General features: G+C 35.7%; 14 protein-coding genes. 7 read left to right on the forward strand and 7 right to left on the reverse strand.

Translation table 11 applies throughout. The annotated features are described in order from the left end of the window. The first annotated feature begins 231 nt into the window (after positions 1-231). The 5 genes from UABHE_RS10060 (at position 232) to UABHE_RS10080 (ending at position 7130) form a co-directional block, all read left to right on the forward strand. Positions 232-1269: an IS982 family transposase gene (locus tag UABHE_RS10060; protein WP_372364909.1), complete on the forward strand. Its 1038-nt coding sequence runs from the start codon at positions 232-234 to the stop codon at positions 1267-1269. 1112 nt (positions 1270-2381) lie between these two features. Beyond that, positions 2382-3605, forward strand: coding sequence for a group II intron reverse transcriptase/maturase (gene ltrA / locus UABHE_RS10065; protein WP_372370132.1), 1224 nt, complete (start codon positions 2382-2384; stop codon positions 3603-3605). A 576-nt stretch (positions 3606-4181) separates the two neighbouring features. Beyond that, positions 4182-5486 carry a group II intron reverse transcriptase/maturase gene (ltrA, locus tag UABHE_RS10070; protein WP_372371596.1) on the forward strand — a complete coding sequence of 435 codons (1305 nt, stop codon included), beginning with the start codon at positions 4182-4184 and terminating at the stop codon, positions 5484-5486. A gap of 220 nt (positions 5487-5706) precedes the next feature. Continuing rightward, a complete protein-coding gene (locus UABHE_RS10075; RefSeq protein ID WP_372370133.1) occupies positions 5707-6078 on the forward strand; it encodes a hypothetical protein in 372 nt (123 codons plus the stop codon). 20 nt (positions 6079-6098) lie between these two features. Continuing rightward, positions 6099-7130 carry a pentapeptide repeat-containing protein gene (locus UABHE_RS10080; RefSeq protein WP_372370134.1) on the forward strand — a complete coding sequence of 344 codons (1032 nt, stop codon included), beginning with the start codon at positions 6099-6101 and terminating at the stop codon, positions 7128-7130. 278 nt (positions 7131-7408) lie between these two features. Here UABHE_RS10080 and UABHE_RS10085 read toward each other — a convergent pair whose 3' ends face one another. Then, positions 7409-8260: a MucR family transcriptional regulator gene (locus UABHE_RS10085; RefSeq protein ID WP_372370135.1), complete on the reverse strand. Its 852-nt coding sequence runs from the start codon at positions 8258-8260 to the stop codon at positions 7409-7411. Between the two features lie 381 nt (positions 8261-8641). After that, the gene (locus UABHE_RS10090; RefSeq protein WP_372370136.1) at positions 8642-8854 is read right to left on the reverse strand and encodes a hypothetical protein; all 213 of its coding nucleotides are present in this window, start codon (positions 8852-8854) and stop codon (positions 8642-8644) included. A gap of 910 nt (positions 8855-9764) precedes the next feature. On the opposite strand from UABHE_RS10090, the gene UABHE_RS10095 reads away from it, so the two are divergent. Further along, entirely contained in the window at positions 9765-13715 is a 3951-nt protein-coding gene (locus tag UABHE_RS10095; RefSeq protein ID WP_372370138.1) for a DUF4062 domain-containing protein, read from the forward strand. Between the two features lie 253 nt (positions 13716-13968). On the opposite strand, the gene UABHE_RS10100 is transcribed toward UABHE_RS10095, so the two are convergent. From UABHE_RS10100 to UABHE_RS10115, 4 genes are all read right to left on the reverse strand, one after another. Continuing rightward, complete coding sequence (locus UABHE_RS10100) at positions 13969-14835, reverse strand: PhzF family phenazine biosynthesis protein (protein WP_372370139.1); 867 nt, start codon at positions 14833-14835, stop codon at positions 13969-13971. A 7-nt stretch (positions 14836-14842) separates the two neighbouring features. Then, complete coding sequence (gene mnmA, locus UABHE_RS10105) at positions 14843-15910, reverse strand: tRNA 2-thiouridine(34) synthase MnmA (RefSeq protein ID WP_372370140.1); 1068 nt, start codon at positions 15908-15910, stop codon at positions 14843-14845. 488 nt (positions 15911-16398) lie between these two features. Next, the gene (locus tag UABHE_RS10110; RefSeq protein WP_372370141.1) at positions 16399-16695 is read right to left on the reverse strand and encodes a hypothetical protein; all 297 of its coding nucleotides are present in this window, start codon (positions 16693-16695) and stop codon (positions 16399-16401) included. A gap of 333 nt (positions 16696-17028) precedes the next feature. Continuing rightward, the gene (locus tag UABHE_RS10115) at positions 17029-17163 is read right to left on the reverse strand and encodes a hypothetical protein (protein WP_372370143.1); all 135 of its coding nucleotides are present in this window, start codon (positions 17161-17163) and stop codon (positions 17029-17031) included. Between the two features lie 287 nt (positions 17164-17450). Here UABHE_RS10115 and UABHE_RS10120 point away from each other — a divergent pair, with 287 nt between their 5' ends. Continuing rightward, a complete protein-coding gene (locus UABHE_RS10120) occupies positions 17451-19292 on the forward strand; it encodes a hypothetical protein (RefSeq protein WP_372370144.1) in 1842 nt (613 codons plus the stop codon). Positions 19293-19529: 237 nt separating this feature from the next. Here UABHE_RS10120 and UABHE_RS10125 read toward each other — a convergent pair whose 3' ends face one another. Further along, positions 19530-20123, reverse strand: coding sequence for a DUF6655 family protein (locus UABHE_RS10125; protein WP_372370145.1), 594 nt, complete (start codon positions 20121-20123; stop codon positions 19530-19532). Between the last annotated feature and the right edge of the window lie 53 nt (positions 20124-20176).

Consider the following 20176-nt stretch of genomic DNA (forward strand, 5'->3'; position numbering starts at 1 on the left):
TAAACCCTTTTATTTATTAACTTGTAGGGTAGGATTTTGCACGAATCCTGGCGGTACCCCTAATAGTTTCAAAGAAAATAGCATATTTTTTGATATTAAGAAAACTAATATAACGCCTTGTGCGAGTTGAAAAATACAAAATAGTAAAGAAAATTTGATTTGTAGTATGCAGTAAGAAAAAAGGTATCCTATATATACCAAATAAAAAAAACAAATTTAAAGGATACCTATATGTCAAAGATACCACAGAGTAAAGAGAAACAAAAGAGTCTATTAGAATTAGTAAAAAATGTTGAAGTTAATATTGATGATGTAAAGGCAACTTTAGGCCAGTTTTCAGAAAAAGAAAAACTAAATGTTGAAGAGTTATTTATAATCGTGTACTTCATAGTAAACAACTTTTTAAATTGCATTGGCGGCCAAAAACAATTACGCAGAAGTAACAACAATAATCCCAAATTCACAGATGATGAAATAATAACACTCAATATAGTCAAAGAGCTATGTCAACAAGATTCACAAAATGCTTGGCACAGATATATTCGTAAAAATTACCTGTATCTTTTTCCAGAATTTATTTGCCGTCCGCAGTATGTAAAAAGAACATTTCGCTTGCACGAAATTATTTGTTTTTTTCAGCAGCATCTTTGTAATTTAGTAGGTGCTAACACAGGAAAGTACTATTTGGTAGATTCTTTTCCAATTTCCTTGTGTAATCTACAAAGACTTAAAAGTTCATCGCAACCATTTGAGTATTATGGGGCTAACTTTGGGCATTGTGCCTCTAAAAAGTCAAACTATTATGGCTACAAATGTCATCTTGTTTCTGATCTCAGAGGCATTCCTATATTTGCTTGTCTTACTGGAGCAAATATGTCTGATGTTAAAGCTTTTGAATTTGTTGTTCAACAGATGCTAGAACATCGTGTTATAAAAACTCATTCTCTCTGTATTAGCGATAAAGGTTACGTTGGTAAAGAGTTTCAGAAATTTATTCAGAAACAATATGGAGTTGAACTTCTTTCCATGCAGCGCGAATATAATAATCGTGGAAGTGCTCTTAATCAACTTCTCCAAAAAGCTCGAAAAATTATTGAAACTACCATTAATCTTCTAGTTAACGAATTTTCTCTTTCCGCAACTAAAAGGCGATCTATAAAAGGATTAGCTAATTCTATTAGTAACAAAATTGCTGCTTTCAATTTAGCTAATTTTCTTAATTATTTATCGGACCTCCCTGTTCTACAGGTTAAAGGTTTTGTATTTTGAACTCGCACAAGGCGTAATATAATATGGTAAAATTAGATCAATTAAATAATCGAACATATTAAGGAACATGTTGCTAAAAACATTTCTTAATGTAAGTATAAATAAGAAAATATTGAAAGGTTAACAATGGAAGTAATGATAATCGTTGGTATAATATGCAGCTTGTTTTTTTCCTTATCTCTCTTTTTTGGCTTACAAAAAGGTGAATTGACAATAAAAAGTAATACAGTTAAAAAAAATGAAAACCCTAAGCTTTTCTTATTGCTAATAATCGTTCACCTTATGGGATGCGGAGCTGGTCTATACATGACGATATTAGCTATAAGCGCATAATATCGGAACTACAGCTAGAAAGAGCTTAATAAAACATTTCAGTGTCCTCAATCTGGCCGCTGTTGCAAAAAATAAGTTCTCCATTCATTTTGATTTTTTTGTATAATTATTTTACATTCCGCACCTAGGGGTTGTTGGCCCGGCCCTGTTGCAAAAAACGTTTTTACCCGAAAAAACGGATAATTTTAAAAATAGGAACTGAGTAAATTCGGACGATTCCGAGGTAGCCAAAATTCAAAAATCCAATATTTTAGTTTTTTGCAACAGAGTGCGTCCAGGTAAGACAACTAAATCCAGGAAGTGAAAGTCTTCTCATGGTAAAAGCCAAAAACCATGTAGCTAAATAGCAGGTATTAGAAGAAATTCAGTGCCTGAAGCCTATTGAAAAAAGTCATCTCAAGGGTGGCTGCAAGTTAACAGGCCGTAACAAATGTGAACGTAGAAGTAGCCTCGTAAAAAAATAATTGTGGAGGTCGAATCTGTTCTGTTGGGATGAAGACAATACAAAATACAGAAAATTGGATGAAACTGTAGTTGCTCCATCGGGGTAGCCAGCGATGGCATGTTAATAAGGATTTAGGATGTAACTGGAGAGATCCTACTTGTCCCAATGAGAAAGAATTGGAGTAAGGTAAGTCTTATAACTGCAAAACAGGAAATAGACTGAAAGACAAGAGGAAGTCGGACGGGCTCATAGTAGTGAAGAAGCGGGGTAACTCCTGTGGAGCGAAGGAGCCAGACTGTGGATAATTCCTTCAACAAGAAGTGAGGCAGGTGAAATGATAAAAACACCAATTAAATTGCAAGATCTGAGGAGAAGGATATATCTCAAGGCGAAAGCAGAGAAAGAAAAGAAATTTTGGGGACTTTATGTACATGTATATAAACTAGAAACATTAGATGAAGCATATAGGCAAGCGTATAAAAATAATGGTTGTGCAGGAATAGATGGGGTAAAATTCGAAGATATAGAAAAAGAAGGAAGGGAGGAGTTTTTAAAAGCGATTCAAACGGAACTAAAAGAAAAGACTTATGTACCAAAAAGGTATAGAAAAGTACAAATACCAAAAGAAAACAAAGGAACCAGAAGTCTTTCAATAGCAACAATAAAAGATAGAGTAGTGCAAACGGCAATAAAGCTGATACTCGAAGCAATTTTTGAAGCAGATTTTCAAGAAGGCTCTTATGGATTCAGGCCGAAACGAAACCAACATCAAGCAGTGAATAGAGTTAAGAAGGCGATAGTCGAAAATAAAACTATAGCAATAGACGTGGATTTAGAAAATTACTTTGACACAATACGTCATCATATACTGTTAGAAAAAATAGCGAAGAGAGTGGATGATAAAGAAATTCTGAAAATAATTAAATTCACCCTCAAGCTAAATGGTAAGAAAGGCGTTGGTCAGGGTTCTCCTCTCGCTCCTCTGTTTTCAAATCTATATTTGAATGAAGTAGATAAGATGTTAGAGAAAGCAAAAATTGTGACAAGTAAAGGTAAGTATACCAATCTAGAATATACGAGATTTGCTGATGACCTACTAATATTGATATCTACACATTATTCGCAAAGATGGCTGATAGAAGCTGTGGAAAAAAGAATGAAAGGAGAGTTGGAGAAGGTAGAAGTGAAAATAAACACAGAAAAGACACAAATAATAAATCTAAATCAAGGTAAACATGTAACTTTTCTGGGTTTTGATATTCGACGTGTAAAGTCAAGGTATGGCAAATGGTTCCCTTTAACAACCCCAAAAATGAAATCGCGCACTAAATTATTGCGCAAAATTAAACCAATATTTAAAAAGTATCGCTCGCAGCCTATCGGTAGAATAGTCAAAGAAATAAATCCCATCCTTAGAGGATGGGTAAACTATTATCGAATAGGAAATTCATCAAAATGTTTTATGTATATAAAAGATTGGGTAATTCAAAAATTGAAGAAGTCGTCAAATACCTGGATTTGGATGGAAAAAGTGGAGTACATCAATACTTTACAGTAAACTCGGCTTATTTAACAATTATGCACTTGTACGTCTGTAAAATACGGAAAGCTAATCCATTACAATACTGCATCATAAACCTTGAAAAGAAGTTTATCAGGTAAGCCCAGTGCGATAATTCCGCACGCTGGGTTGTGCGTCCAGTAAAGGCTGACATATTCAGCAGGAGATAAACCTGCCAAGGCAAAAGTTAGATCCTTGTAGCTCGGGTAGCAGTATGGCGAGAAATCAAAATGTTGAAGCCTACCGACAAACTTATCTATAGGGTAAGTGCGAAATATTAGGGGGTGAAAGCAACATTGCAAAATGAAAACTGACTGACACATTTAGCAACTTCGGCGGGGTGATAGTGATGGCATGATATTAAAGGATATGTTAAGCAACTGGAGAAGCCCTCCTCATCCCAGTGAGAAAGCCACTGGAACAAGGTAGATTCTATAACCAATATGGGAAGTGAATCGAAAGATGAGAGGGTGACGGATGGGTGTGTAGTAGCGATGAAGCGAGGTAACTCTTGTGGAGCAAAGGCACCCTACTGACCATAATTCTTCTAACATTAAGGGAGGTAAGGTTGTCATGATAAAAGCAGCCATCGATTTACAAGACCTGAGAAGGAAGATATATATGAAAGCGAAGGCTAATAAGTCTTGGCGTTTTTGGGGTATCTATGTTCACATTTGCAAAATAGAAACACTTTACACATCGTATAAGCTAGCAAAACAAAACAATGGAGCGCCAGGATTAGATGGTGTAACATTTAATAAAATTGAGCTAGCAGGTGTGGATAAATTTCTACAATCAATAAGGGATGATTTACTAGCAAAAACATACTATCCACTCAAGAACAGAAAACAGGAAATACCTAAATCTGGAGGAAAACTTAGAACTTTAAGTATTCCCTGTATTAAAGATCGCGTAGTTCAAGGAGCAGTTAAGCTAATACTAGAAGCGATATTCGAAGCAGATTTTCAACCTGGCTCTTATGGCTATCGTCCTAAGCGAACGGCTGTAAAAGCAGTAGAAAAGGTAACAATAGCCGCTATTAAGAATATGACGCGAGTGATCGATCTTGATCTCAAATCATATTTTGATACAGTGCAACATGATATTTTGCTAGGCAAAATAGCAATTCGTGTGAATGACCATGAGGTTATATGGTTATTAAAGCGAATACTCAAAGTAGGTGGGAAGCGAGGTGTACCACAAGGTGGTCCGCTTTCACCGTTGATGAGTAATATTTATCTCAACGAGATAGATAAAATGCTAGAACGAGCAAAGGCATTTACATCTAGCGATGGTTACCAACATATCGAGTATGCAAGATGGGCAGATGATATAATTATACTCATCGACAACTATCGAAAATGGGATTGGTTAATGCATAGTGTTTACAAACGACTTTGTGAAGAATTATCAAAATTGGGAGTAACACTAAACTTAGAGAAGACGCGACAAATCGAACTTAAGAAAAATGAAACTTTTAGTTTTCTAGGTTTTGTATTTAGACGAATTAAAACAAGACAAGGAAAATGGGGTATCATAAAAACACCAAAGATGGAAGCCAGAACAAAGCTTTTGAGAAAGCTAAAAGAAGTGTTTCGGCGACATGGATCTCAACCAATTGAAAGAGTTATTTACCTGATTAACCCCATATTGAGGGGCTGGGTAAATTATTATAGGATTGGGAACTCTAGTTGGTGTTTTACTTACGTTAAAGATTGGGTGGAAAAGAAGACGAGGCGACATTTAATGAGAGCTCGTTCTTGGCAAGGCTTCGGTTGGGAGAGATGGAATAAACAACTGCTTTATCAGATATTAGGTCTTTATTCAGACTATAAAATCAGATATTACCAGTTGCCAAAAGTGTCACCAATTCGATAGGATATAAGCTTGAATATGAAGTTGTCAGGAAAGCGTAGTGCGAGAAAATCGCATGCTGCGTTTGACGCGGCGAGTACTGGAAACGTGGCATGGTTATAATATTGTGGCACCGACGGAAAACTAGTCGGAAACAGAGAAAACAAACTTTAACCTAAACCAACGCGCCTGTGCTCGACCCTACTGACGTGGCGGGAGCTGGAAACGTAGTCATGGTAGAAATGTGACCCCTTCTCATAATCGAAAGAGTGATAAAGGAAACCCTCTACCTAAAATCAACGCGCCTGCTTTCGACCCGACGCCTATTCTTTTTATTGCGACATTGTGTGCGTTTGTTATTAGTGGATTACAAGGATGGTTACAATATAAATTTTTCGGACCATATAAAAGCGATTCTTGGAGAGAAATGATGTGGCTTGGTGGGATATGTTCAGCTTTTATATTGATCTTGTATTACTGTTCACGCGTAGGGCATCGTTATTTAGTAAAAGATTCGCAAGAGTACGAACAAATATACCACAGCCAGAGATCTCATCAAAAATTACTTGATATTTTAATGATAGTAATCATCGCAGTAAGTTGGTTGGTACAATAGCGGTCAAATAGAGGAATGCTATGTCAAAAAAACAGATTCATTCAAAGTCTCTTGAGGTAATAGAGGCCTATTCTGAATACAGTCACTGTGCTTTTTTCTTTAGAGAAAACAATTTTCAGAATAACGTTATACAGTGTCATTTTGAAAATTGTAGTTTTCGAACAGATGTTATGTTTGGACGTTTAGAAAATTGTAAATTTACTAATTGCAGTTTTTGGGGAAAATCTCAATTTCTAGATATAGAAGATTGTTTTTTCCGTAATGTAAATATTCCTTATGGAATTTTCTTAGTGTCTTTACGAAATACAACTTTTGAAGATTGTGATTTACACGATACTTGCCTTGAATCGGTTCAAGTTGAATCAACAAATTTTATAAAAGTTTGCTTACAAAAAGCCAAAATTGACGTACTGTTTTCTGGTAATAGTACATTTCAATTTTGCGATTTAAGTTCAGCAAATTTAGAATCTTCCTCTGGAAATTTCAGCATCGAAAACTCAAATTGTTCACATGCAAATTTAAAACTTATAAGTTGTTTTGCTGGAAGTTTGCATAATACAAATTTTAGTTTTGCTCATTTGCAACAAATCTATTGTCGAGATATCGATTTTTCTGGAGCGAATTTGCAAGATGCCATTGTGTTAGACGCTGATTTGGAAGACGCGAACTTTACAAATGCAAACTTACAGAACTGTAATTTAAAATTTTCTAATTTAGCAGGAGCTTCTTTCGTCAATGCTAATCTACAACATACTAATATGAATTGCTGTAGTCTGATGGGAGCAAAGTTTAGTGATTCACAATTAGAACACACAGATTTAGGATTTACCTATCTCCATTGTGCTGAGATTACTATTGAACAATTAGCCAAATGTAAAATTCGCGGTAAAATGCTCGTTGGCTCTTGCCAGTTACTTCAACAAATTAAAAAATTAAGTCTCTATTTAGTTTGGCATGCACGATTTGATGAATGGGAGGCAGAAGTCAAAATTCTCAAGAAAGAAGAGAAAAACCTAAATGGGGTTGTGCGCCCACTCCCTCGTAGCGGTTGACGGTCGCTCTATGATCTAATATTAACAACGTCTGTAGGCCAATTTGCTATAAAATGCTATTTTTTACGGAAAAACAGCATTTTTAAGTACAAAGAAAGTCAACAAATTCTTGCTAAACTTTGCTTTGTTTTTCTTAATGGGTTTTCTTGTGATTTTTCCTACAGAAAAAACATATTTTTGGCACTACAAGGAAAACGCTCGTTTTTTTGGCAGTAAATTTGACCAAAAATGGCAAATCGACCGCTATCCTTTATTTTATAAATAGAACAGATCAGCCGTCAACTGCTACGAGGGAGTGGGCGCACAACCCCAAATAACTTTCTGCTTGCTTTATAAAGACCTTTAGGAAGATTATCTATACGATAATCTTCAATATTTCTTATCTCATGAATAACCTTTTCTTTTGACCATTTTGAAATAGAATTTCTGCGAAATTCAGCATAATCAATACCAGCAGAAGCAAGTGCTTTTTTGTACGATTTAAAATATGACAAACATAAATAATAAAGTGTTTTATCTTCTTTCTTCATCTTTCCAGCAATCAATAACTGTCCTAATTTGTACTTCTCTTGTAAAATAGATAATACCTCTTCTTTCGATTTGCATTTTCGATTTACATTATATTTTAAACCGCAAATTTCAACAGCATTCTTCCATGAGCCAAAGTGAAAGGCAGCGCTACTTTTTAGTTTAGAAGGAGCATTTACTAAATGCTTATTTTCGTTATAAAAATTATTAATCTCATCAATAATTTTTTGCTTTGTCCAAACAGGTGGAGGAACTTTTTTGATCTCGTATTTATAACCAAAAAATACTACAGTTCTCTTCCACGAACCAAATATCCGAATACCTGCCGAAATTAAATGTAAATGCTCTTTCGCAACATCTGTATTAAATAGAGAACCTCCATTTTCAACATACTTGCAAATTTCTTTTTCCAGCATGTCTTTTGTAAATTTAACTCTTAGACTTGAGTGATGCTTTCTTAAAGCCTGAGAAGTAATAAACTTCAAATCGAATTTCTTCTTATATGTGCCACAATCCATACCATGCATATATTTTAAATGACTCCACGAAATCGTTCTAAAATACTCACCACATAATAAGCATTTCACTTTTTCATTATCCATAACAACCCCCATACAAGCATTTCGGCATATGCAATTTTTATGTTTCGTTGCTTTGTTCATATTGGAGGGAAATGAAATATCAAAAAGGGGCGATACCATGCACCTTCCACCCATACGAGTAAAAGTGATATCGCCCGTCTTTGATTTTACATCGAGACGAGCCACTTGTATGGGTACTATGGGTACTGTGAAAGGTGCTATCAAATTATATCATAAGAAAAAATTTAACAAAAGAGGACGGTAGCTGTCGACCTATCACAAACTCATTCGAGCACGTCATAGCAGACTACCGCCCGCCTTTGGCACGTGCTTTATAAATTGAATATGTGATAGGTCGATGTAAAAACTATACCATCATAGATCAATCACAGCAATAATGGTTTACTCTTCATCATCTCCATCAAGTATGAACTGTATTTTTTTAGGTGTCATATATCGACAAAGCTCTATCTTCCCTTTACGAACAATCTTTTTCAAGTGATCCCAGACTATAATCATTTCTTCTTCGGTAAAATCCGTTCGTACATCTGTATTTTTTTTTCTCGATACAGGTTGTACCTCCTCTTCTTCTACCTCTACTCCTACAGATTCCATAAGCTTACTGTACTGAGCTGTTCGTTTGTTTTTGTTTTTCAACTTGGCAATATTATAGAGTTCATTTATAGAAACACCTTTACATTGTTTTTCTATATTTTTAACCCATTCAGCAGGTAAAGCTTTTAAAATTTTGATTCCCTTACTTACCTTAGCCTCTGATATCCCTAAATGCCGTGCAATTTCTCTTTGTCCTAAGCCGTGAGTCGTAAGAGCTTGAAACCCTTTTGCTGTTTCTATTGCTGAGAGATCTTGCCGTTGTAAATTTTCAACAAGCTGAATTGCTTTAATTTCAGATTCAGGTAAATTGTCTTCGTGTACTATACATGGGATAAACTTCTGTATCTGTGGACTTGGTATAGTTCATCATCAGCATACGATCCACAGATACAAATGAATAGAAGAAAATAGATAGAATAAAATCGCATTTATACTTCCTTATAAAATATGTCTATATTTATTTTAAATCTACTATAGCACATGTTATTGGTGGGTTTGCTCTTGAGGTACTGATCAGGCTTGTTATTATGTTGATTTACTTACAATATATCATAATGCTTAAATTTAAGAAAGAAAAACTATGACTAAAACCATAGTCAATTAACGATAGTTTTGAAAAAAACTAAAGCATTCATCACTACTTGGTTGTATCCTAAACAAGTAAGTGGCCTGACAAAAGTAATTACCCATTGAATGCAGGGATTTTATTTTCTAGCGCGGCGAGACGAAGGCGCGCAGCTATAGCTGCGTAACTAAGGAGCAACAAAGCTAGGAAATAAAAGAGCAAAATGCCAATGGGTAATTACTTTTGACGGGTCACTTAGTTTAGCTTTTCCGGATATAAGCCGATATAATTTCGTTTGCTTACACTACATGTAATAGTTTTGTACCATTAATTCTGTTTAGGAATATGGATAGAATGTATACTTGGAAAAATGTAAAGATATTCATTAGCTCTACCTTCAAAGATTTGGAACTAGAGCGCGACGAATTAGCTCAAGTTTTCGAAAAATTACAACAACGTTTCTTTAGTCGTAAAATAGCTATTATTCCGTATGACCTGAGGTGGCAGCAAAAACACAATGAGCAAGATTTAGTAAAATGGTGTGTTGATAAAATAAATCAATGCCAGTATTTTGTTGGTATATTGGGACATAGATATGGTTGGCGTCCACAAAAGAATTACCATGAAGAAGACAATTTAGAAAAACATTCGATAACTGAGATGGAGATCAGACACTCTTGCGAAGTGATTACTAAAGAGAGTAGATTTTATTTTTTTGATAGCGCGTTGACAAGCACGCCAAAAACCAACGAAACTCAGGAGAATTTAGATTCACTACAAAAGTTAACACAGTTTCTAGAGCAAAACAATGAAACGGTATTTCGCTACAACAACAGAGAAGTTATTCTCCAAAAAGTTTACACACAACTCGAACAAATGATTGACCGCGACTATCCTAAATCATTAGAAGTGCAAAGCTCATCGCTACAAAGTATGCGCGACGAAATTATACTTGAAAAAATCAAAGGATTTGTTGGGCGCGAGCAATATTTAAAACAGCTGAACGAATTTTGTGAGCAATCTAATGCCGCCAATTATCTTTGTATTTGTGCTGTCGCTGGCACGGGAAAATCTTCGCTTGTTGCTTACCTCATTGACAAAATGCGCAGTCAAGCTATTGTGTTTTGGCATTATATGAGTATGGGTGGTAACACAGGTGAGGTCAATACCATATATGAAAGTATAGCCGAACAATTAGCACAAAAAGAATTGCTCGAAATAGACCATTCTCGGGATCTCAAAGAACAAATTGTTCAAGTTCTAGAAAGAACTAAAGAAAAAATTATCATAGTTTTTGATGGCCTTGACGAGATGCAAGGCAAGGCACTAGAGCTAAATTGGCTTTTTAGAAATTTACGTCCAAATATCCGAATCATTCTTACTACACGTCCTGTTGATCCTTGGTCAAAAATCCAAAATATTCCAAATATTCAACTACTACAACTTCCACCTCTCGAAATCACCGAGATAGAACAGCTTCTCGATAGTTACCAAAACACACGAAACTTACAATTAACGGCAAAAGAACGAACATTATTGGTACAACGCGCCCAAGGAAGCCCATTATTTTTAAAGGTTGCTTTAGATCAAATGCTTAATTCTGGGGTAGCAGTTGGGCAGTTAGCAGAAAGTGTAAATCAATTATTCCATCAAGCTCTAGAGCGCTTAGAAGACAAGTATGGAAAAGATTTAATCGATAGATACCTGGGCACAATTGCCGCAAGTCGTTCTGGAATATCTGAAAACGAAATTAGTGAAGTACTCGTATTTGGTAAAAAATCAAGAATAAGTGGCGATCTTACATTGGTACTACAAAAATCTTTAGATAATTTCTTAATTCAACGTAATTTTTTGCTTAATTTTTTTCACCCAGAATTCGAACGTACTGTAAAAATGCGGCTTGGTAAAGCTAAAATTCGCGAATATCATCAGTTATTAGCGCAATATTTATTAGATAAAGGATTCAATTACGATCGTACACAATTTGAACTTCCGTATCAGTTACAGTGGGGGGAGCAATATAAACAATTATTAGCGATTTTAACTAACCCCCAATTTTTGCAAAATAAATCAGCAATGATTGACGATCTATTCGAAGACTTTGCTCGTTCTATCTCCGAGCCAGCCGTGCCTATCCCCGAAGATCTGCAAATTCAAAATAGTTTAGGGGTAATAGTTGATAAATCTATACTGAAAGATTTACGGCAAATTTTACAACTACATGGTGGATTCTTAAAACAATTTCCACAAACATTATTTCAATGTGTATGGAATTTGGGATATTGGACAGAAGAAAACTCACGCATTCAAAATTTTGTTGAGGCATGGCGAGAGCAATGTTCACCACAAGTATGGCTAAAAAGCTTGAAACCTCCAGCAAATCACCTACGTTCACCATTACAAAAAGTACTGCAAGGTCATAAATCGCGAACCACTGATGTTATCTTCTCTAAAAATGATAAACATCTAATTTCTTGTGGTGGTATATATGACTTTAAAGTGAGAGTTTGGGATTTATACACAGGTGAATGTTTACACATTTTACGAGGGCACGGAAAACCTGTCGAGTCAGCGCAATATATAAAGAATGGTAAACAAATTATTAGTGTCGGTCGCAGTGGACGTATCATTATTTGGGATGCTCAAACAGGTGAAACTATTCGTATCGTAGAAACAGAGCAGGATAAAACTAAAATTAAAGTAGCTAAAATGGATATTTCTCCTAATGAGAAAATAATTGCTCTATCAAGTAGTAACGATAATAGTATTCGCTTGTGGCATATGGATTCACTTGAAATTTACAAAATTATTACTGGTCACGAAGACTGGGTAAAAGATGTGGCGTTTCATCCCACCAAAAAAATAATTGCTTCGGCGTCCAAAGATTTTACTGTGCGGATTTGGGATTACGAATCAGGGCAAGAATTGAAGTCATTTCGTCATGATGCCGAGGTATGGTCTGTTGTCTTTCACCCTGAAGGAGAAAAAGTTATTTCTTCGTCACGCGATCAAACCGTTCGCGTTTGGAATATAATAACTGAGGAATGTGAAAAAGTACTAACTGGACATACTGGTGGCGGTGTAAATGCCGCAAATATATCTAGCGATGGCAAGATGATTGTTTCAGGTGGCGAAGATCGCACTGTACGCGTTTGGGAAGAAGAAAGTGGTAAATGTATTCGAATCTTCAAAGGACATCAAGAATTAATAAAAGGTGTGGCGTTTGCGAATAAAGGCGATATGGTAGCTTCTGTTTCGAAAGACAAAAATGTCATGGTTTGGTGTTTAAATACGAAGCCCATCGATGCAGACTATGACGAACATAAAAATAAAATATTCAAAGTTTTCTACGACAAAGAAAAAATATACTCTGCCTCTCCTGAAGAAATTCGCATTTGGAAAGAAGAAGGTCCACTTCTCCATTCTATGGCGGGACCTCCTGGTCAGACAACTCTATTAAATATTGCTGGCAATAAACTTGTAACAGCAGGTAATGATCGCAATGTTTGGTTATGGACAGATATCAACAAAGAGCCACAAATACTCCCCAAACACAAGAGCGGAATTCTAAACGTCCAATTTGACGCAAAGCAGCAATATTTCTTGTCCGCCAGCCGCGATAAAACAATTTGCCTATGGGACTCAATAGATGAAAACAATGTCATTCCCATAAAGACCTACAAAGGCCATAGCGATTGGGTACAAAATGCCATATTCCACCCGCACAAAAACCAAATTGCTTCTTGTAGCAAAGATACGACGGTTAAAATTTGGGATAGAGATAGTGGTGAATGCATATATAGCCTAGAAAACCACAAAGATTGGGTACGTGATATAGCCTATAGTGACAACGGCAAATATCTTGCAAGTGTTGCTAGCGATAAAACAGTAAATCTGTGGTGTGCTGAAACAGGCGAGTTGTTGAAAACTCTAAAAGGACACAAAAGTCAGGTTCGCGAAGTTGTTTTTAAAAATAACGATACTCAATTGTTTACACAAGCTTTTTCAGCAACTATTGTTTACGATACAGAGACAGGAGAGTGTTTGTACGATTATCCAGGGTTCACTTATTTGAAGATGATTAAGGACGAAGATCCTTATTTTGTCTTTGCTTCGAATCATCACACAACAGTTGTGGATCGCAAAATTAAACAAGAAATTGCGTGGTGGCCTTTTAGTATGGACTCTGTATTCATTAGTCACACAAAAGTTATTTGTGGTGGCAGAGGTAGCGGTCATTTACCAATGATTCGTTTGGAGTCTGGAGTGCAAGATGGTATTTCACATAAGGAATAAGTTTTAAAATTAACGCGATTATAAGTTATTTGATCAAAAGCTTTGAAATCGGTCTCGGGCTTGGACTCGAAAAAACATTTTGAATAATGACAAGTCTAATAAAGGAGTGTCATCAATCAAAGTGTCACTTCAATTGAAGTGGCACTTTGATTTTATAGATATTACTAGGGATCGATTTTAAATTTTAAATGAATACATTCTAAATCTAGCATATTCGATATCTATGGACTAAAATAAAAGAAGCATTCGATATTTAGCCACCTTGTACTACAAAATCTATGCAATCCCTAGTCAACGCACTTCCTGCAACTTCAACGCGCTTTATCTCGTTTGAATGGACACAAACACGAGTTTGCAATAACGAAGGTTGTTCAATGGAGTAGCCTTGTTCAAATGTAAAAATAGTATTTTCCTTTACTTCCTGCAAACGATGATGAACCAAGTAACAACTCAAAGCTGCGGCAGAAGTACCAGTCGCTGAGTCTTCAAATATTCCAACTAGTGGCGCAAAGTTGCGGCATCTCGAAGTACATTGTTTTACATCCAAAGTAAAACAATAAATTCCGGTGACAGAGTATTTTTTGCTTACTTCGATTATTGCGTCGTGGTTAGGCACAATGCTCTCTAAAATTTGCAAGTTTGAGATAGGCGCAAATATTTTGCGCAGTCCAGTGGAAACAACTTGGATATCGTATGGAAAGTCATCGTTATTCAATTGTAAACAAGGTGCTATTTCGTTTTTAGGGATTTTTTCACAAAATTGTGGCAAATTTTGCTGCATATATATCATGCCATTTATTGTGCATTCAATTTGTAAAACACCTGCTTTTGTTTCCATTGTATAGCTACCAGGATTTATGTGTTTTTGCTCCAAAAGCAAATGAAAACTTGCAATTGTCGCATGCCCACAAAGATTTACTTCTTTATTTGGTGTAAAAAAACGGATGTGAAAGTCTGCTTGCTTTGATGGCAAGATAAAAGCTGTTTCTGAAAATCCCATATGATGAGCGATTTTTTGCATATCTCCGCACGTCAAATTTTCGCTGTTGATCACAACCCCTGCTGGGTTTCCACCTTTATTGTTCTGAACAAAGGCGTTTACTTTATATACTTTTGTCATTTGTTCCTCACTGTATACTTGCACAACCAAGACAAGTATTATCTTGGTAAAAGACTGCAAATTGCCCTGCCGCTATTCCTTGGTCTTTTCCTTCTAAATGAACAACACCAGTATTCTCATTTGTTACTTGTAGAGAACAATCATAAAACAGTTTTCCATGGCGAATCTTTACTTTTAGTTTTTCTGTAGATGGTGGTTCAGCAATCCAATTGAAATTTGCAACATGAAAAACCGACTTTGATTCGCTGTGAGCATTCTTGTCTTTGGAAATATAAACAATATTTTGCTGAACATCTTTTTTTACAACATACCACGGTCCACCCGAAAGTCCTAAGCCTTTGCGTTGGCCAATGGTGTGAAACCAATATCCGCGATGCTTTCCTAATTCTATTTTTGTTTCCCATTCCACAATATTTCCCTGTTCGTTTCCTAAATGATATGCAGTAAAATCACTAAATTTGATTTTACCTAGAAAACAGATTCCCTGGCTATCTTTGCGATTCTTATTTGGTAAATCGTATTTTTGCGCCGCTTCACGCACTTCCGCTTTTGTTAACTTGCCTATAGGAAACAATGTATGTTTTATTTGTTCTTGGCTAAGATGAGCTAAAAAATATGTCTGGTCTTTAACAGGATCAGGAGCTGTTTTTAGTAGCGTGTAGTCATTTTTTTCTTCTAATGTTGCATAGTGTCCTGTAGCAATCTTAGAATATTTATGACCAATTTTATCGTAAAAAGCTCCAAACTTGATACGTTGATTGCAAAATAAATCGGGGCTTGGAGTACGCCCTTTTTTTAATTCGTCGATTGTATAACTAACAACGCGCTCATGGTATTCTCGTTGGAAAGGAACAATTTCTAAAGGTGTTGAAAACTGTTCGCAAACACGTGTGATGTATTGTAAATCGTCTTCCCAGGGACAATCTCCCAAAAAAGAAAGTTCCTCTTCCAGCCAAATTTTTAAATAATAAGCTTTTACATGGTAACCTTGTTCCTTTAGAAGAGCTAAAGCTACTGAGCTATCTACTCCACCAGAGATAAGTAAAGCTATTGTGTTGCGGCAGTCGCCTTGCAAAATTTTCTCCTTTTTTAAAGGTGCTTGGTAAAAATTTATTTTATAATAACTTGATCATAACATATCATTAAATTTGAGTAAAGAAACTGAGAAACACTTGAAAAAAACATACTTAACTTAAGTTGCGACCTAAAAATAACAAGAAAAAGTGAAAGCGAGAACAAAAAGGGCAACTTTTAACTCAAATCCATAAGAGGTAACAGCATGAATTTTCTTTGGAAAAAAAGAAGTGATCTGACTAAAAGTAGTTTCAATCCTTTTACGGGTAACCTTTTGAATAAACTCAGTAGCTCCGACTAATGCGAATATTGTCACAGACCGGAATAGGGAAACTAAGTGGCCTGACAAAAGTAGTTACCCATTGAATGCAGGGATTTTATTTTCTAGCGCGGCGAGACGAAGGCACGCAACTATAGGTGCGTAACTAAGGAGCAACAAAGCTAGGAAATAAAAGAGCAAAATGCCAATGGGTAATTACTTTTGGCGGGTCACTTACCTATGATATAATCTCGCAGATTGTTTCGCTTACTAATTTCAGCAAACAAATGAAAAAGAGAAAGCCATACACTTTCACCAATAGCACGTATGCGGCGATTGAAACGACTTTTACTTAGCATTTTTTTAATGTAGCCACGCCCAGCTAAAAAATTTCGTGCTTTTTCAAAGTTGCCAGAAAAGTAGAGCATAGAAACTAATACTGTTGTCATAATTTCTGAATTAGTCATTTTAACTTGAGGATCTTCTACAATCTTGAGTGCTTGTGTTATTTCATATACAGAAAACAATTATAATTTCTTTTTCTATGACTTTCTCCTTCTTGTTTTTCCTACTTTAAGAGAAGAGTCGTTATAACAGTATAAAAAAACGATGTGTGTAATTCGATTTTTGAGGTTCGTGGTCGTGGATCGATATTCCATGTGCGAAAATTAGACTATTAACTTTGAAAGCATACAAATTATTCTATAGAGTAGTTTTTTCTTTTGAGTCTATTATTTGGGCTATCTTGGCAACATCGAATACTGCACTACATTCATTTGCTGATGCTCTTGCTATAGAGAAAAACCTGCTTTCTCTTTTTTGCTAAATTTGGCATTGCCTTCTGCTATATTAAGAGGGACTCAAGGCGATACTCTTTTTAGCTGATCCTTTAAATAGCTGTAACCTGATGGCATTTTCTCCATCACATTAAATGTTTCTTTTGTATATTCTAGTGATACTTGATATACATCTAATTTTTCATGATTAAAATTCATTGCATTACCCTTACTTCGTGCCATGTGCCACGACTGTGTCTCACGAGATTCGAACCCGCGCACATCGAATTTGTAAGAGTAATTATACCAGACTGTACGATAACTTTTATAGGTCGCAACTTGGGTTACTTAGTAGAAACGGTATATGAAATAATAAATTATTCTCCATCGTGTCCTCAGTAGAGATAAGGTTCTCACAAACTATCAAAAAAAAGTCACTGATTATTCTACTAACAATACACATTTAATATAGATAAACATAACTAAATTTTACGAAAGAGAAAAAAATGAAAAAATTAATTGTACTTATTTCAATATTAAGCTCTTTTGTATTTGCTGATGTAAATAGTAAATATGAAGAGTTTAAGAACAAATTTGACAAAAATAACGATGGCGTTCTGTCGTTAGACGAACGAAAAGCTTTAATAAATAATCTTAAAAGCGATTTGAATAATACACTACACAAATACGAAGAAAATAGCGCTTTGCCGGTGAATTCTTCTGAAACAAAGTTGAGAAATATAAACTTTAATAAGCGCACCAATGGTATTTCTGTACAAGAAAGACAACAGTTCAAAAAGCGTATAAAAGCTCATTTGAAAAAGAAATTTGATCGCGATGGCGACGGTGAGTTATCGAAACAAGAGAAAAATCTTGCCAGAAAACACATCAAAAAAATGCGCGAACGTTTTCGCCAAGGAAATAAAAACTTCTCAGAAAGACGTTTTGTTAAAGGCAAAAAGAACTTTCAAAAGAGAAATGGCAAATCTCCTCGGCATAGACGTTTTGCGAGAGGTAACAAACGTTTTCACAAACAAGGCCGACATTTCGCAGGAAATAAACAGCAACTTAAAAAACGCATAAAAGCTCATTTGAAAAAGAAATTTGATCGCGATGGCGATGGGGAATTATCTAAACAAGAGAAAAAGCTTGCCAGAAAACACATCAAAAAAATGCGTGAACGTTTTCGCCAAAGAAATAAAAACTTCTCGGGAAGACGCTTTGCTAAAGGCAAAAAGAACTTTCAAAAGAGAAGTGACAAATCTCCTGAGCATAGGCGTTTTGCGAGAGGTAACAAACGTTTTCACAAACAAGGCCGACATTTCGCAGGAAATAAACAGCAACTTAAAAAACGCATAAAAGCTCATTTGAAAAAGAAATTTGATCGCGATGGCGATGGCGAATTATCTAAACAAGAGAAAAAGCTTGCCAGAAAACACATCAAAAAAATGCGTGAACGTTTTCGCCAAGGAAATAAAAACTTCTCGGGAAGACGCTTTGCTAAAGGCAAAAAGAACTTTCAAAAGAGAAGTGACAAATCTCCTGAGCATAGGCGTTTTGCAAGAGGTAAGAAACGCTTTCACAAACAAGGTCAGCATTTCGCAGGGAATAAACAGCAACTTAAAAAACGCATAAAAGCTCATTTGAAAAAGAAATTTGATCACGATGGCGACGGTGAATTATCTAAACAAGAGAAAAAACTTGCCAGGAAACACATCAAAAAAATGCGCGAACGTTTTCGCCAAGGAAATAAAAACTTCTCGGGAAGACGCTTTGCTAAAGGCAAAAAGAATTTTCAAAAAAGAGGAGACCACTCTCCGCGACACAGACATTTTGCGAGAGGTAAGAAACGCTTTCAAAAAAGAGGACACTACTCTCCACAACACAGACATTTTGCGAAAGGTAAGAAGCGCTTTCAAAAAAGAGGAGATCACTCTCCGCAACACAGACATTTTGCAAGAGGTAAGAAACGCTTTCAAAAAAGAGGAGATCATTTTCCACGACATAGACGTTTTGCAAGAGGTAATAAACGTTTTCAAAAAAGAGGAGATCATTTTCCACGACATAGACGTTTTGCAAGAGGTAAGAAGCATTTTCAAAAAAGAGGAGATCATTTTCCACGACATAGACGTTTTGCAAGGGGCAAGAAGCATTTTCAAAAAAGAGGAGATCATTCTCCACAGAATAGACATTCTACAAGAGATGAAAAAAATACAAAGAGCTCAAAAAAGATAGTCAAAAAATTAATGAAAATGTTTGATATTGATCGCGATGGAAAGATTTCTAAACAGGAAAGAAAAACATTAAAGAAACACATAAAGAAATTATTAAATCGTCGCGCTAACTAAAAATATATTAAACACCGACACACCCTTATTAATTCTGTTGTTATGTAACGACAGAATTAATATTTTTCGAATACCTGGAGGTGGAAAAGAAGGTCCTTTTATCATCTCCAATAAATGCTTTATAATCTTAAGTTCTAAAATCACTTCATTCTAACACCCATTTATAACTCTATAGTACAACAAGCCTTAATGCAAAAAATGGCTCATTGCACTATAGAATTATTTTAAATTGATAAATTAATCAGGATAAATATCGTTTGAACTATCAAATGGGCCTATGAATAATAAAATCCACTGATTGTAGTAACTAGATCCCCAAAGATCACTTGATTTAGAAACAAAAGTATTGTCTTCGGTTTTATATATCCATAACTGCATTTTACACCATCCCTGAGAAGTATCGCGTCTAAAGAGACTTAAAGGAGGAGTAATAACTGGTGGAAGTTCGGCTCCAATGCCTCCTAGTGCAACAGGTAAACCAGGAATACCAATGGTAAAATCACGATCGTAAATACCTAGTGTTCCATTTCGCACTTCAACAGTGAAATCAGAACCATCAGCAACGATGATTGCTCCTGACTCAGATAAATGTTCACGGAGTGCACTTGTTACGTATGGTTTGTCAACTGAGTCGTAGCGTGAATCGTCAATAGTAACCTTTTTCCCTTTTAAATTTGGGTCTACCTTGTAGTTGTGGATAGCTCTTTCTGCAGCTGTTGAAACAAGAAGTATTTCAGTTGCTGTTCTTGCGGTTGTTGTGTCGCGAATTCCACCGATGCATCCTACTAAAGGAAGGATAGCTGATAAAACTATAATAAAACGCGAGATCATTAAAAACTCCTTTTTTTGATGATGTTTCGTCTCATCATAGACGAAAAATCGTT

This window comes from Candidatus Uabimicrobium helgolandensis, from assembly GCF_041508025.1.
In the GTDB taxonomy this organism is placed as follows: Bacteria; Planctomycetota; Uabimicrobiia; order Uabimicrobiales; family Uabimicrobiaceae; genus Uabimicrobium; species Uabimicrobium helgolandensis.